The organism is Bacillus sp. TH22 (assembly GCF_016651015.1).
GTDB lineage: Bacteria > Bacillota > Bacilli > Bacillales > Bacillaceae_G > Bacillus_A > Bacillus_A mycoides.
The window spans coordinates 1,648,980-1,664,930 of the sequence record NZ_JAEKER010000001.1; the positions used below are offsets into that span (position 1 = coordinate 1,648,980).

The window sequence follows — 15,951 nt, forward strand, 5'->3', positions numbered from 1 at the left end:
TAAGTTTGCACGAATGCAAATAATTTTCTTGACAAAAACAAACTCCATGTCAGAAAACCTCACATGAAATCGATTCCTTACTAGTGATTGATAGGTTTTTAAAATACTGTTTCATTATGGAAAACTCCATCATTTCCCATGTTTTTTTTAAAAATATAGAAATTGATATCTTTTTCTATACATTCAAGAATTTTAACTTTATGACAAACACTACGAAAAGATACTAAATTCCGACAAAACTTAGCAAAATTATAAAATTTTCTTTACATTATGATTACAACGATAGACACTCTTCTTCTTATGATATATAACATTCATAGGGAAAGGAGCAAGACAACCATGAAAAAGAAATTTGCAGCATTTAGTGTTTTAGCAGCTGGAACGATTTTCGTTTCCCCGTTACTTTCACCCGTATACGCTGAAACGAATGAGAATAAATTATCTAATATTCAATCCGAATTAGAAGGCAAACAAAATGACTTACAAAATAAATCAGCTGAGAAAGAACAAATAGAAAAAGAAATCCAGGAATTACAAAAGAAAATCGACGAATTAACTACTTCTATTAATAAAAACGAAGCTGAATTAAACGATACAAAAAAAGAAATTAGCAACACACAGCAAGTTATTACTGAAAAAAAGAAACATATAGAGCAATTACAAACGAACATAGATACACGGCAGGAAGTTATTAAACAACGACTACAATCTATGCAAGAAAAGCCTCGTACGAGTATCATTACAGAAGTAATAACAAGTTCTGCAAATATTGCCGATCTTGTTGATAATATGTATTCTGTAAGTTTAATTTTAAATAACGATACAGATATTGTGAAAAAACAAACAAGCGATCAAAATGCTGTGACGACAGAAAAAGAGGCTGTTGAGAAAAAAGAGCAACAACTGAAAGCATCTGAGCAAAAATTAGAACAAAAACAGCAAGAATTACAAAGTAACCAACAACAGCAACAAACTTTTATTAACGATCTACATACGAAAGTAGCAAAAGTAGATTCAGAGATTGAAGGGTTAGAAGAATCAAAAGGCATTTTAGAAAACCAGCGTCAAGCTGTTCAAAAAGCAATTGAAGAAGAAAAACGTGCAGAAGAAGCGCGTAAAGCTGAAGAGGCACGTAAGGCTGAGGAAGCAAAAAAACAAGCCGCCGCAAATGCTAAAGAAAGCACACAATCCGCACCAACACCGCAAGATACGAACAAAGGTGGATTTATTAAACCTGCCGCGGGATCGAAAACTTCAGGATTTGGTACACGTTCTTTAGATAACCATAAAGGAATCGATATCGCAGCTTCAGGAACAGTGCCAATTATTGCCGCTGCAGATGGCGTCGTTATCCGTTCAGAATTATCATCTAGTTACGGAAATGTTGTATACTTATCTCACCGTATAAACGGAAAAACATATACAACTGTATATGCACATATGAGTAGCCGTTCTGTATCTAATGGACAAACTGTAAAACAAGGCACTCAACTTGGCTTTATGGGGAACACTGGCCAATCATACGGACAACATTTACACTTCGAACTTCACCTTGGGGAATGGAATGTTGGTAAGACAAACGCAGTAGATCCGTCTCCTTATATCGGATTATAAAAAACTCGGTGCATACCGAGTTTTTTTTACTACTTCACACTTTTTAGGCGTTTTACATAAACTACAACTAAATGCCTATATTTTGCGGGGTGATAAATATGAATACACAATTACAAGAAGAAATAGAAGAAGCTAGAGAAACATACATTGGCCGGCTATTTACATTCGGCGGCTCAGCGTTATTTTTAATTGGATCATTTATCGCAGTTGTCACAGCTTATAAAGCATATAATCGCTTATTAAATACTGCTACAACACAATAAAAAGACGGAGAATCCACATCTCCGTCTTTTTATTATGCAAACATTTTAAATACGCCTATCGCATTTAAAAATACGATAATTACAGTTACCGGAATAACATAACGAAGTAAGAAGAACCAAATGTTAAATAATGTTTTCCCTTTCGTTTCCGTAACTTCTAATTCTTTCATTAATAACTCTTTACTCATTTTATTTGGTACGAATAGCGAAATGGCTAGCACTCCGAGTGGCAGTAATACATTACTTACCGAAAAATCGACGAAATCAAAGAATGTCTTACCAAATATTTTTACATCACTCATAATTCCAAACGATAACGCTGATGGAATACCAACTGCAAAAATAAGAATACCAATTAATAAAGAAGCTGACGGACGCTTCTTCTCATTATCTTTCGCAACAGATGCTACTACAATTTCAAGCATTGAAATCGCAGATGTTAAAGTCGCAAAGAAGAATAAAACTAAAAACATAATGAAGAAAAATTGTCCAAATGGAATTTTTGCAAAGACAGCAGGAAGAACGATAAACAGTAGCCCTGGTCCTTCTGTCGGTTTAACTCCTAATGCGAAAATCGCCGGAAAAATCGCTAATCCTGCAAGTACTGTAACAAATACAGTTAAACTTACAATAGATGTTGCTGATTTAGCTAAATGCTCTTCTTTCTTTAAATACGAACTATACGTTACCATTACCGAGGCACCTACCGTTAGTGAGAAGAAAGATTGTCCCATCGCATATAAAATCGTATCTGCTGTAAGCTTTGAAAAATCTGGTTTTAAGAAGAACTCTACCCCAGCCATAGCACCATCAAGTGTTAACGCACGAATAATGATAGCAATAAATAAAATGAATAATAGCGGCATCATGTACTTACTTGCCTTTTCTATGCCTTTTTCCACACCTTTACTAACAACAAAAATGGTACAAAGCATAAAAATGAATTGCGCCCCAATCGCACTTACTGGATTTGCAATTGTTTCAGCAAACAATTGCCCATAATCGACTACTCCGTTCCAGAAACTACCTGTGACACTATAGTATAAATAAAGTAAAATCCATCCACCTACAACACTATAAAAAGATAGTACGCTAAAACAAGTAACAACCCCCATACGACCAATCCAAGGATATAGCTTGCTATTTGGTACTAATACTTTATAAGCTGTAACTGCCTCTTTTTGAGTACTACGGCCAATAACAAATTCAGCTACAAGAAGAGGCATACCAATAAATAAAGTTAATAGTAAGAATACAAGGAAGAACGCGCCTCCCCCTCCATTACCTGCAACATATGGAAACTTCCATATTGCCCCAAGACCTACTGCGGCTCCCGCTGCTGCGAGTACAAAGCCTATTTTCGACGTCCATTGCTGTGTTTCTTTCATTATAATTTCTCCTTTTCTGAATATTTAAACTTTTACCAATTATACACTTTCATTTCATACTCGCACACCTCCTTTAGAAAATAAAAAAGTCCCCTACACGCAAATATGCATGTAGAGGACGATATATGTAATATAAATACCGTGGTACCACCTCAATTGGATTGATAAATCCCACTTGTTCAAGTACAGGAAAATTCCGATACTCTATCCTTTTAACGGCGGAACCCGGGTTGCCTACTGCAATGTTCAGCATACCTCTCGCAAGCCCATTCTGTATATTTTATCGTACCGGGCTCACACCTTACCCCAGCTCTCTGAACGCATCAAATATACGTACTCTTCTTGCTCATCGATTTCATCTATTGAAGTTACTTGTGATTATAAATTATATTCTTATAGTTGTAAAGCACAATTTATTCATTATCCTATATGAACCTTTCTCTCTAATTCTTGTAAAAACAATTCTCTTTTTTCTCCATTTAGAACATATACTGACTTTAATACTTCTTGTAATAGTATATTTCTCTGCCGCTTATCTACTTGTAATTCTTTCACTTTTATTCTTACTTCATATAAAAAATTAAGATACGCTTCATATGTCTCATCATATTTATTTGCGATATCGTCACGAATTTTTTTCGCCAATTTCGGGCTTGCTCCTCCTGTAGAAACAGCTACATTAAGCAAACCACGATGAAACGCCGCCGGAAAATGAACATTTCCACTTTCCGGATTCGTAATAACATTTACCAATTGATTTACCGAGACATCTTCAGCAATTCGTTCATTTAGTATCGAATCGCTAGTCGCTGCAACTACTAAAAAAGCATCTTTAATATCACTTTTCTCATACTCTCTTTGATACCAACGAATTTGCTTTTCTTCTACAAGTTTCACTAAATTCGCATCTAATTCTGTACTTACCACAACTATATCCGCACCTTGTTTTAGTAAAGGAATAATTTTAAACCCCGCTACTTTCCCTCCACCAATGACAACAACACGTTTCTTATCAACTCGCACTGTAAGTGGATACATATTGATCTCCCTTCAATATTTCCTCTGTTTTCTGAATTAACATCTCTCGAAACGCTACATTCTTTCCTAAATAGGGACTTATTTTTATCTCTTCCGACTCATATTGACGCACTTCTTTCTCAACATGTTTCATGAGTAAGCCTGTAAATAATAAGTAAGGTAACACAACAATGTTCCGTTCTTTTTGTTCTACAATTTCTTTCAACCTCTCATCAAACTTCGGCTCCGCGGCTGCTAAATAACAAACTTCCACCTCTTTAATGTTCTCTTCTTTTTGAAATAAAGAAGAAATCCACTTTATGTCTTGTAAAGTTTCCGGATCACTACTCCCTCTTGCAACGAGCAAAAGTGTTACTTCTTCTTTATAGTCTTTAATACCACTTCCGTTATATACCGCTTTTACAAGCACTTCTGATACACCAAATGGATTACCATACACTATTTTGATATCCGGATATTCCTCGTTTAACTTTCGTAATTCAAACGGAATATCTTTCTTTACATGTCCTGCCGCTAATAAAAAAACAGGAATAGCGACAATCTCTGTAGCACCACGCTTCACACATGTACGAAATCCTTCTTCAATAGAAGGATTCGCTAGCTCTAAAAAACAAATTTCTTGAATATTTGCCTCTACACGGTTCATACATGACGTAATAAATGCAACCGCTTCTTCTTTTGCTGCTTTCAAACGGCTTCCATGACATATATATATAACAGCCTTCATTTTACAATACTCCGCTTACTTGATATGCATTTTCCGTTTGTTTCTCAAACCAATGTATCTTTTCTCTAAAACGGACAACTTCTCCAATAACAATCATACTCGGATTTTGAATTCGTTCTTTTTTGGCAACATCTACAATTGTTCCTAACGTCGCTGTAACAGTACGCTGCATAGATGTCGTTCCCCACTCAATGATAGCGGCAGGTGTACTTTGATCTTTTCCATGTTTTATTAGTTGTTCACATATGTAAGGTAAATTACTAACCCCCATATAGACCGCTAATGTATCTACACCTTTCGCTAAACTTTCCCACTTCACTTCCTCTTCAGCCCCTTCTTTCCGGTGCCCTGTCACAACAGCAAAACTTGCACTTGCATCGCGATGCGTTACTGGAATTCCAGCATAAGCAGGAGCAGCTATACCAGCTGAAATACCAGGAATAATTTCAAATGGGATACTTTGCTTCGCTAACGCTTCAGCTTCTTCTCCACCTCTTCCAAATACAAATGGATCTCCGCCCTTAAGTCTCGTTACAACTTTTCCTTTTTTCGCATATTTAATAAGAAATGTGTTAATTGTCTCTTGCTTCATCGTGTGATAATTTGGGAGTTTCCCGCAATAAATTAAATCCGCTTCAGGCTTTGCATGAGAAAGCAATTCTTTATTTACGAGACGGTCGTACAATATAACATCAGCCTTCTCGATGCATCTCAACCCTTTAACAGTAATTAAATCCGGATCACCAGGACCCGCCCCGACGATATAAACCTTCCCCATAATCTCTCCTCATTTCTACTATAAAATGAAACTTCCACTCTTAATCACGAATGGAAGTTACTATTATTTCGTATTACATGTTCTCTACTCATGAATAACAAATGCCGCCCCTTTTCGAATCTTCTTTTTTTCAAACAAAGAAATCTCTTTCACTTCTGGTAACGGTAAAAAATGTTTTTCAAGCTCAATTTCCGCAAGCTTAAATGCCTGTTCTTCACTCTGAGCAACGACAACAATTGGAACAATACTATTTACTAATACAGCTTCAAATCGATATAAGTCCATATTGCCCCCTCCTAAGATGCTATTACTTCTTCTAATACACGATTTAGTACAATTTGTAATTCTTCCACTCCAACACGTCCTACGAAATCATAAAACGTTTCGGCTAGTAATTTATTCTTTTGGAAATAACTTAAAAAGGACACGAGAACATCCGGCAAATCTTCTCCATCTATTTTCCCTTTTAACTTTTCGTTATATGCTCCTCCGTCTAATAGTGTTCCGCCCACATATATTTCAAACGCCTCAACGATTCCCTTTTCCTTCGTTTTCAGTTTTATCCCTTGCAAACCAATATCAGCAATTTGACGTTGACCACATGAGTTCGGGCATCCTACCATATGAATTCGAACTGGAACATCGAGTGCAATTTGTGTATCTAAGTACTCTGCGATTTTGCGTAATCTTTCTTTCGTTTCTACTAACGCAAGATTGCAATACTCAATGCCAGTACATGAAACCGCATGACCGATAAACGATTTCGGATTTGCTGAAATTGCTTCAAACAACGGTTCACTTAATAATCCTGCAACATTTTCTGGCGGAACATTCGGAATAATGAAGTTTTGAGAGTTACAAGTTCGAATTTGCCCGTTTCCATATTTCTTTGCAATTCTTGCAATCTCAAACATTTCCTCTGCGTGTAAACGCCCTACTGGTACATTAAAGCCGACATACTTTAATCCTGCTTGTTTTTGATCTTGAACGCCATAAAAGTATCCTGCATTCCAGCCTTTGAGAGCACTTTCCCCTTTACTTTGCAATGGGCCTGTGTATTCTACTAGTTTCTCTTTAAATTTCTCAGCGCCCCAGTCAGCGACAAGAAATTTCAAACGTGCTAAGTGGCGTTTTTCACGATATCCAAAATCACGGAATATAGTAGCAATTGCAATCGACACTGCCTTCACTTCTTCTGGTAAAACGAATACATCTAATTCTTCCGCTAAGTATGGACGAGCTGATAATCCTCCACCTATTTTTATATGAAACCCAACCTTTTCCTCACCATTTATTTCTTTCGTAGCAGGTGTAAACGCCACACAGTTAATCTCTGCATTTGCTGAATTATAAATGTTAGAACTAATAGACATTTTGAATTTACGTGGTAGATTAGAAAACTCTTCATTATGTTGGAAGTAATCGTATATTTCTTTAACAATCGATGTTGTATCAAATAGTTCATTCGCATCAATTCCAGCAAGTGGATTACCTGTAATATTACGCGTAATATCACCGCATGCCCCCGCTGAAGATAAACCAACTCTAGCTAACCTCTTAAAAATATCCGGAATTTGCCCAATTTCTAACCAATGAAACTGAATCGCCTGTCTTGTCGTAATATCTAACACATCACGCCCATAATCTTCAGCGATAGAAGCAAGTGCTTCTGCCTGTGCATTTGTAATAATCCCAGAAGGAATATTAACACGCATCATAAAATATCCTGCTTCTTTCGGACGTTGTAAATACAATCCTGCCCATTTAAAGGAGTCCCACTCTTCTTTCGGAATAGATTCAAATCCATTCTCCGCATAGTAAGGAATATCATTAAAGATTTCTAATCCGTCTTTCTCTAATTTCTTTTTCTCTGTTTGATTTAATTTTTCATTATTAGCCCACACTTTTTCATAACTCATCTTTTATCCCCCTATATGAAACTACGCTCTTGCAAGTACTTCACAATTTGCTCTGCACATTCTTCAATAGAATACTTGTGCGTTTCTACAATTAATTCTGCTTGTTTTGGTTCCTCATACGGTGAATCAACACCAGTAAACTCTTTAATATCACCTTGTCTCGCTTTTTTATAAAGTCCTTTCGGATCACGTTTCTCACACTCTTCAATTGGACATTTTACAAACACTTCTATAAACTCATCTGCAGCTAATAGTTCCCTAACTTGTTTTCGGTCTACTCGAAATGGTGAAATAAACGCTGTAAGGACAACAGTTCCTTGATCTACAAATAGCTTCGCCACTTCGCCAATACGTCTTATATTTTCCGTGCGATCACTTTCAGAAAAACCTAAATCTTTATTTAAACCTTGGCGAATATTATCCCCATCTAGCACATAATTTCCGATATTCTTTTCAAACAGTTTGCGAGCAACCGCATTCGCTACTGTAGATTTACCCGAAGCTGATAAACCAGTAAACCAAACTACAAAACTGTGATGCCCATTCTTCACTCTTCTCTCATTTTTTGAAACAGAAGCTGTATGCCAAGTAATATTCGTATCCATCTCATTCTCTCCCTATTCTGTTACTACTTCTTTTTTCAAACCTTTAATTAGCACTTCCACTACTTCTTTACGACTAAATGTACTTGGCGGAATCTCACCATTCCTTAACATTTCTCGTACTTTCGTACCCGATAAAATGACACGGTCTTCTTTTCCATGCGGACATGTTTTCGTTGAAGCCATTGCTTCACATTTCGTGCAGTAAAAACTATGTTCAAAAAATAACGGCGTAATCCCTAACTCTTCTACTGTAAAATTCGTAAAGATTTCCTGCGCTTCATATGTTCCGTAATAATCCCCTACCCCAGCATGATCACGCCCTACAATAAAGTGGGTACAACCAAAGTTCTTTCTTACTAGTGCATGAAATATCGCTTCCCTTGGTCCTGCGTAACGCATTGCTGCAGGAAATACGCCTAAAAAGACACGGTCTTTCGGATAATAGTTTTGAAGTAATACTTCATAGCTTTCCATCCTTACATCAGCAGGAATATCATCTGACTTCGTTTCCCCAACGAGCGGATTTAAAAAGAGACCATCTACAATTTCAAGGGCAGATTTTTGAATATACTCATGGGCACGATGTACTGGGTTTCTCGTTTGAAATCCAACTACTGTTTTCCAACCGCGTTTTTTAAATTCTTCTCTCGTTTCAATTGGATCTAAATGATAAGAAGGAAACGGATTATTTCCAAAGCGTTTTGTAAGAATAATAGCTCCTCCAATGTAAACGTTTGGTCGTTCATATAATTTTTTCACCCCTGGATGCGCTTCATCCGTCGTTTTATATACAAGTAACGCTTCTTTTTCTTTATCTGGTACAAAAATATCTTCTATTTGAATAACACCATATACATTTCCGGCGTTGACAAGTTTTACTTCCTCTCCAGCCTGCAGTTTCTCGGCTACTTCTTCTGTTACCGGTAGTGTAATCGGTATACTCCATACGCTACCATTTGCTAAACGAAGCGTTTCTACTACTGAATCATAATCTCTCTTCCCTAAAAATCCTGTAAGAGGGCTATATCCTCCTGTCGCCAAAAGTTCTAAATCACTAAGTGCAATTTTGTCTATCTCGATTTCCTTTACAATGTTCGATATTTCATATTTTTCATCAATGCGGTTTACTAATTCATTTGTTGTACTCATCTTCTTATATCCCTTCTTAGCTTTATTTCAAAATCTATCTCATTGAAAGTGAAGGCCACATTCCGTCTTCATTTTCCCAGCCCATCTTCCATCTCTTGAGTTGCCACCATCACCTACAGGTAATGTACATTTCTCACACCCAATACTCGGATAGCCAACATCATGCAATGGGTTATACGGCAAACTATGTTTATATACATATCGCCAAACTTCTTTCCAAGTCCAATAAATGAGCGGACAAACTTTAATAGATTGAAAACGACGATCTTGATTTATAAACTGTGTATGCTTACGCGTTTCTGATTGTTCCCTTCTTAAGCCTGATATCCACGCTTTTTCCGCTGCTAATGATTTTTCTAACGGTAAAATTTTTCTAATACTACAGCAAAGATTCGGATTACTTTCCCATAACTTCTCTCCATGAAGCTTCGCTTGTTCATCGAGTGTAAGTTCTGGCTGTTTTTCTATAATATTTAATGAAGGAAATCTCTCGCGTACCTTCTTAATTAATTCGTACGTTTCTTGAAAATGAACATTTGTATCCAAAAATACAACTTTAGCAGATGGATTTACTTGGTTTATAAGATGCAATAAAACCATTCCCTCCACCCCAAAGCTACATGCATATACAATTTCATCTTTATATTCGTTATAAGCCCAACTTAATACTGATAGCGCGCCTTTCGTTTCATCTTCTTCAGAAAATGAAACACTATTTTCTTTCCACGTTTCGTACGTCAACATGTTTTTTCCCCCTGTAAAAGCAAAAAGACGGCTTTAACCTATTAAAAATAGATTAAAACCGCCTCTAGTTTTTCTAGTCAGCGCTTTTTACTTTAAACGAACCTTTTCACTTTTTTCTAATTGAATCACTTTTCCATCTTGCACAACAATTGTAATGGAACCATATTTCATATCAGCAAGCATCGCTTGAATTTTCTCAGATACTTCATCAAAATGCTCCCGTACGCTCACGCAAACAGCCCCCCTTTTTATTCATAAAAAAAATCTTTCCCATTTCGAAAAGACTGTTCGGTAATATATTTTACCTTATCTTTCAAAATGGATTCCATTTTGCTGGATTTAGCACCTTGCTTTCTATAAGCAGGTTGCAGAGCTTCGTAGGGCCAGTTCCCTCAGCTTCTCTTGATAAGCTTTGTATTTGTATTTTATCACAATTCTGATTTTTTTCAATCCTAGTTTTCCGATACATTTAATTATTTTTCTTTTTTTAAAAGGAGTTGCCTTTACTAGACAACTCCTTCTTTCTCATTCACACCAGCTCTTTAATACGTATGCGATCGTTCCCAATGATATTTTCATATGTTTCACGTTCTACGACAATTTGTGACGTCCCGCTTTTTGCAAAGACGACAGCTGGTCTACGAATACGATTATAATTATTCGCCATCGAGTACCCATATGCCCCCGTACAAGAAATTGCTAGTAAATCAGAAGAAGCAACTTGCGGTAAGTTAATATCCCAAATCAGCATATCTCCACTTTCACAGCATTTCCCAGCAATCGAAACGAGTTCCTCATTCTCATCATTCCCTCGATTCGCCAACATCGCCTCATAACGGGCTCCGTATAGAGCTGGTCTTAAATTATCTGTCATTCCACCATCGACTGAAACATATTTCCGAATGCCAGGAATCTCTTTCACCGCTCCGACTGTATAAAGTGTTGTTCCAGCATCACCTACAATACTACGACCTGGTTCAATCCATATTTCTGGAAGCGGATATTCACATAATGTAAATTGTTCTCTTATCGTACGTGTTACAGCGTGCACATACGTTTCAAGTGTTAACGGTGTATCTGAATCCGTATAACGTATACCGAAACCTCCGCCCACATTTAATACTTTCATCACATAATGTGTTCGCTCTCTCACTTCTTCTAAAAATTGGCGGAGTACTTCAATTGCTCGAACAAATCCAGCCGTTTCAAATATTTGTGATCCGATGTGCGAGTGAATTCCTAGCACATTATAATTTGATTTTTGCAAGGCAAGCTCAATTGCTTGCATCGCTTGACCATTTGAAACACCAAATCCAAATTTCGAATCCTCTTGACCTGTTGTTATATATTCGTGTGTATGTGCCTCTACTCCAGGCGTTACACGGATTAATATGTTCACAAATTTCCCATGTTGCATTGCTAAATCATGTAAAATTTCTAATTCTAAGAAATTATCTACTACAAAACAACCGATATTCGCCTGAAGAGCCATAATCATTTCTTCTTCTGTTTTATTATTTCCGTGAAAATGAATACGCGATGCCGGAAAACCAGCTTGGAGCGCAGTATATAATTCTCCTCCAGAAACAACATCTAAAGACATATTCTCTTCACGAGCTACTCGGCACATCTCCATGCACAAGAACGCCTTGCTTGCATATGCTACTTGATAAGAGAAGCCACTTTCTTTAAAAGCACGATGAAACGCGCGGCACTTTCCTCGAATAGACTCTTCATCGTATACATAAAGTGGTGTTCCGTATTGTTTTGCTAGCTGCGTCGTATCGCACCCACCAATTTCTAAGTGTCCTTGCCCATTGATTCGGCTTGTGCCGTGTAAATACATTTGAATTCCTCCCTTATTTCCTCTAAAACTCATAACCCCAATCTTCTATTCATTGCAGCACGCTTTTAGATAGACAAAAAACGCGCGGAACAATGTTCACACGCGTTTCTTATTAGGAAAAATATATATTGAAAAAATAAACGAGTTGTTATCTCCTCAAAATAAGAAACCGCATCAACATCTCCAAATAGCTCTTCATAAAATAAATCTTATGACAGTACTACATTTATTCAATGCAGTCCCAATATATGAATAAGATGGTTATTCTTATATTTCGGCAATAGTCCCTTTCAACCTATGATCACAGATTCCATTAAATCTCCCATAGCTTACTCTTTCCTATCGCGGCCTCTACCTTTGAGAGTAGATGAGGTAAGTCTATTTAATTTTCAAACATCTAATTGTTGCTATTAACAATACCAAAGGACCATTTTATTTGTCAAACAATTTTTTATATTGTTTTTTTACAGTTTAATTTTGTATCATTTGGTAAGCGCTTTACTGAAACCTTTGTCACTTCCCATTCGCCCTCTTCGTTATTAAATGTAATCGTTACCTTCTCAAATGGTGGAACAATTTTCCCACCAACCTGTTCATACTTCGTTACTTCAATACTCGCTTGAAATAAATATGTACCACTATACACTTTTTTTAAACTAATAATTTTAGGACATTGATAAGGCTTCAAGCTCCCATATTGTTTTTCAATTGCCTTATTTATTTTTGGAAATAAAACAGAATAAAGGGCATCTTCCATAAGGGGTGCATCATATTGTGCTACCGACACACTCGGTGAAGCAAAAAGTATAACACTACTGCATACTATAAAATATAATAATTTTCGCATTATAACCTCCGTTTTATTACTCGATTCTTTTTGCGCACGATAATTATCATACATAGAAACTCCGTTTTATTGTCTCCCACTGCCCTTTTTCTACTCAATTATTATAAAAAAGCCCACAACTCTCTTTTATTTTCGTATAATGATACTCATAGTATAATAAACATAATAACAAAGGACTGTTCGTATATATAAAATGAGGCGCTAATCAAACCGGCTCACAAGAACCGTCATGCTTTTAGGAGAGGAGTATATTATGCTACAAAATCTGTTTCCAAAACTGCGATTTGCACTAGTTGCAGTCGTTTTATTATGGATAAAAACATATATTGTGTACAAGCTAGCATTTGATATTAGAATTGATAACTTCTTTGAAGAGTTTATGCTTTTTATTAACCCACTAGCTTCGTTACTTTTATTTTTTGGTTTCGCTTTACTTGCATCTAAGTACCGAAACCGAATTATTATTGTAATTAGTTTTATACTGTCATTTATTTTATTTGGAAATGCAATGTTTTACGGGTTCTATAACGATTTTGTTACTTTCCCTGTTTTATTCCAAACAAATAATATGGCTGACTTAGGGACGAGTATAAAAGAACTCTTTACGTATAAAACATTACTTTTATTTGCAGACGCAATTATTTTAATGTTTATTTCGCGTAAATTCCCATCATTTGGTGATAAAACACCCCTTTCTCGCTCTGAGAAGCGAACTTTCTTTAGCGGTGTAACAGTATTATTAGCACTACAAATTGTTGTTTCAGTTATATATAAACCACAAATGTTCTCACGCTCATTTGATCGTCAAACTGTCGTGAAAAATTTAGGGTTATACACATATCATCTATTTGATATTACACTTCAATCTAAGTCTTCAGCTGAGCGTGTATTTGCAAGTGGAGACGGGTTCTCTGAAATTAAAAACTATACAGACTCAAAAGATAAACAAGTTGATAAAAACCTATTTGGAGCTGCAAAGGGTAAAAATGTAATTTTAATTTCAATGGAATCTACACAAAGTTTTGTTATTAATAAAAAAATAAATGGAAAAGAGATTACTCCATTTTTAAATGAGTTTATTAAAGATAGTTTTTATTTCGATAACTTCTATCATCAAACGGGACAAGGTAAAACTTCTGATGCTGAATTTATCGTTGAAAATTCCCTTTATCCGTTAGACCGTGGTTCTGTATTCTTTACTCATGCAACAAATGAATACACTGCCACACCAGAACAATTAAAGAAATACGGATATTCTTCTGCTGTCTTCCATTCAAACGATAAAACGTTTTGGAATCGTGACGTAATGTATCCTGCGCTTGGATATGATCGTTACTTTAATTTAAATGATTACGTAGGAACGGAACAAATGTCTGTCGGTTGGGGATTAAAAGATAAAGAGTTCTTTGAGCAATCTATTCCAAAGTTAAAATCTTTACCACAACCGTTCTATACAAAATTTATTACGTTAACAAACCATTTTCCATTTCTTCTAAATCCAGAAGATCAATATGTTGATGAATTTAATTCCGAAAGTGGTGTTTTAAATCGCTACTTCCCAACCGTTCGTTACACGGATGAAGCTCTTAAATTATTTATTAAACAATTGAAAGACGAAGGACTATATGATAATTCCGTTATTGTCATTTATGGTGATCATTACGGCATTTCTGAAAACCATAATGCAGCTATGGCTCAGTTCCTTGGGAAAGACGCTATTACACCGTTTGATTCTATGCAATTACAACGCGTCCCTCTCATTATTCATGTGCCTGGCCAAGAAGGAAAAGTCATCTCTAAAGTATCTGGTCAAATTGATATTAAACCAACGTTACTTCATTTACTTGGTATTAAAACAAATCAATCCGTAGAATTTGGAACAGACTTATTTACGAAAGAAAAAGACCCTCTTATGGTAATGCGGGACGGCAGTTTTGTTTCGGAAGATTATGTTTATACAAAAAATATGTGCTATAAAAGAAGCACAGGTGAAGAAGCTGATTTAACACTATGTCAGCCTTATATTGAAAAAGCAAAAACAGAATTAAAATTATCCGACAAACTCATTTATGGAGATTTATTAAGATTTGATCCTAACAATCGATATAAAACCGGAACGATGACAACGAAATTTGAATAGTGTAGGAAGCAACTTTACAAAAGTTGCTTCCTTTTTTTACTTATTTTTCAAATTTCTCTTCTATACAATCTTTCACAAATTGGGAATTTTTTTCGTATGAGAAAGAAATTTATGGTATGATAAAATAAGTAAACTTTCATACACTAATTAAGAATTTATAACAGAAAGCAAGGGATCAGATTTTGTATAGAGCAGCTATTCCAAACTTATTTACGCTCGGGAATTTATATAGCGGATTTTTGTCAATCGGCTATGCATCTTTAGGATATTATAAATCAGCTGCTATTTTAGTACTGATCGGGATGATGTTAGATAGTCTTGATGGTCGTGTCGCTCGTTTATTACGCGTTGATTCACAAATGGGAAAAGAGCTTGATTCACTCGCGGATGTTGTAACATTTGGCGCAGCACCTGCTGTTTTAATGTATTACACATCTTTTTCCAACTATGGAATCATTGGACTATACATAGCGGGATTATTCCCTCTGTTCGGAGCATATCGCTTAGCACGATTTAATGTAACACCATCTTCTACTTCTATGAAATATTTCACTGGAGTTCCGATTACTGCAGCAGGAGGGCTTGTTGCTTTCTTAACATTATTTTCACATACCATTCCAAAAATTGTTCTCATTACCGTATTTGTAACGTTCGCATTTTTAATGGTGAGCCGTGTTCGTATCCCAAGTTTAAAAGATGTACCAATTCCACGATATAGCATAATTATTACACTATTTTTAGTTGGAATTATTATCACAATGTACCAAACAAGTTTTGGCAACATTTCTGTTTTCTTATTCATTGCCATTCCACTATACATTTTGTATATGTTATCTCAATTTATTAGACAAAGACCTTCTAAAAAAGCGAATAAAGAAAAATAAAAAAACCTT

The 15,951-nt window shown here is 35.9% G+C and carries 16 protein-coding genes, 2 riboswitches and 1 other annotated feature; of the genes, 4 read left to right on the top strand and 12 right to left on the bottom strand.

The features are described from left to right. Nucleotides 1-339 precede the first annotated feature (339 nt). Together JFU18_RS08295 and JFU18_RS08300 are read left to right on the top strand one after the other, a co-directional pair. On the top strand, nt 340-1,614 hold the full coding sequence (locus tag JFU18_RS08295; protein ID WP_061688837.1) for a murein hydrolase activator EnvC family protein: 1,275 nt from the start codon (nt 340-342) through the stop codon (nt 1,612-1,614). A gap of 98 nt (nt 1,615-1,712) precedes the next feature. Next, on the top strand, nt 1,713-1,877 hold the full coding sequence (locus JFU18_RS08300; RefSeq protein ID WP_165762392.1) for a hypothetical protein: 165 nt from the start codon (nt 1,713-1,715) through the stop codon (nt 1,875-1,877). Nucleotides 1,878-1,909: 32 nt separating this feature from the next. Here JFU18_RS08300 and JFU18_RS08305 read toward each other — a convergent pair whose 3' ends face one another. From JFU18_RS08305 to JFU18_RS08360, 12 genes are all read right to left on the bottom strand, one after another. Further along, on the bottom strand, nt 1,910-3,265 hold the full coding sequence (locus JFU18_RS08305) for a sodium-dependent transporter (RefSeq protein ID WP_002186320.1): 1,356 nt from the start codon (nt 3,263-3,265) through the stop codon (nt 1,910-1,912). A 111-nt stretch (nt 3,266-3,376) separates the two neighbouring features. Continuing rightward, nucleotides 3,377-3,624: a binding site (T-box leader), on the bottom strand. Between the two features lie 61 nt (nt 3,625-3,685). After that, nucleotides 3,686-4,303, bottom strand: a complete 618-nt coding sequence (locus tag JFU18_RS08310; RefSeq protein ID WP_201034913.1) for an NAD(P)-binding protein — start codon at nt 4,301-4,303, stop codon at nt 3,686-3,688. Beyond that, nucleotides 4,278-5,030, bottom strand: coding sequence for a sirohydrochlorin chelatase (locus JFU18_RS08315; protein WP_002030685.1), 753 nt, complete (start codon nt 5,028-5,030; stop codon nt 4,278-4,280). Before JFU18_RS08315 ends, JFU18_RS08310 begins: the two co-directional genes overlap by 26 nt. Before the next feature lies 1 nt (nt 5,031). Next, nucleotides 5,032-5,808: a uroporphyrinogen-III C-methyltransferase gene (cobA, locus tag JFU18_RS08320; protein ID WP_002030683.1), complete on the bottom strand. Its 777-nt coding sequence runs from the start codon at nt 5,806-5,808 to the stop codon at nt 5,032-5,034. Between the two features lie 84 nt (nt 5,809-5,892). Further along, nucleotides 5,893-6,093 carry a DUF3906 family protein gene (locus tag JFU18_RS08325; protein ID WP_000366913.1) on the bottom strand — a complete coding sequence of 67 codons (201 nt, stop codon included), beginning with the start codon at nt 6,091-6,093 and terminating at the stop codon, nt 5,893-5,895. Nucleotides 6,094-6,104: 11 nt separating this feature from the next. After that, nucleotides 6,105-7,727: a nitrite/sulfite reductase gene (locus tag JFU18_RS08330; RefSeq protein WP_088037966.1), complete on the bottom strand. Its 1,623-nt coding sequence runs from the start codon at nt 7,725-7,727 to the stop codon at nt 6,105-6,107. An 11-nt stretch (nt 7,728-7,738) separates the two neighbouring features. Further along, entirely contained in the window at nt 7,739-8,332 is a 594-nt protein-coding gene (gene cysC / locus JFU18_RS08335) for an adenylyl-sulfate kinase (RefSeq protein WP_201034912.1), read from the bottom strand. Between the two features lie 12 nt (nt 8,333-8,344). Next, nucleotides 8,345-9,481, bottom strand: coding sequence for a sulfate adenylyltransferase (sat, locus tag JFU18_RS08340; RefSeq protein WP_201034911.1), 1,137 nt, complete (start codon nt 9,479-9,481; stop codon nt 8,345-8,347). Nucleotides 9,482-9,520: 39 nt separating this feature from the next. After that, nucleotides 9,521-10,225 (bottom strand): phosphoadenylyl-sulfate reductase, encoded by a 705-nt coding sequence (locus JFU18_RS08345; protein ID WP_201034910.1) that lies wholly within the window; start codon nt 10,223-10,225, stop codon nt 9,521-9,523. Nucleotides 10,226-10,312: 87 nt separating this feature from the next. After that, entirely contained in the window at nt 10,313-10,456 is a 144-nt protein-coding gene (locus tag JFU18_RS08350; protein WP_000116159.1) for a YezD family protein, read from the bottom strand. A 72-nt stretch (nt 10,457-10,528) separates the two neighbouring features. Beyond that, a riboswitch (SAM riboswitch) is annotated at nt 10,529-10,637 on the bottom strand. Nucleotides 10,638-10,754: 117 nt separating this feature from the next. Then, nucleotides 10,755-12,071, bottom strand: coding sequence for a diaminopimelate decarboxylase (gene lysA / locus JFU18_RS08355; protein ID WP_201032767.1), 1,317 nt, complete (start codon nt 12,069-12,071; stop codon nt 10,755-10,757). A gap of 180 nt (nt 12,072-12,251) precedes the next feature. Then, a riboswitch (Lysine riboswitch) is annotated at nt 12,252-12,433 on the bottom strand. Nucleotides 12,434-12,522: 89 nt separating this feature from the next. Continuing rightward, nucleotides 12,523-12,918 carry a DUF3888 domain-containing protein gene (locus JFU18_RS08360; RefSeq protein WP_016092994.1) on the bottom strand — a complete coding sequence of 132 codons (396 nt, stop codon included), beginning with the start codon at nt 12,916-12,918 and terminating at the stop codon, nt 12,523-12,525. A 253-nt stretch (nt 12,919-13,171) separates the two neighbouring features. On the opposite strand from JFU18_RS08360, the gene JFU18_RS08365 reads away from it, so the two are divergent. Together JFU18_RS08365 and pssA are read left to right on the top strand one after the other, a co-directional pair. Then, nucleotides 13,172-15,058, top strand: coding sequence for an LTA synthase family protein (locus JFU18_RS08365; protein ID WP_002086724.1), 1,887 nt, complete (start codon nt 13,172-13,174; stop codon nt 15,056-15,058). Nucleotides 15,059-15,240: 182 nt separating this feature from the next. Next, a complete protein-coding gene (gene pssA / locus JFU18_RS08370) occupies nt 15,241-15,942 on the top strand; it encodes a CDP-diacylglycerol--serine O-phosphatidyltransferase (protein ID WP_002011698.1) in 702 nt (233 codons plus the stop codon). Nucleotides 15,943-15,951: the final 9 nt, after the last annotated feature.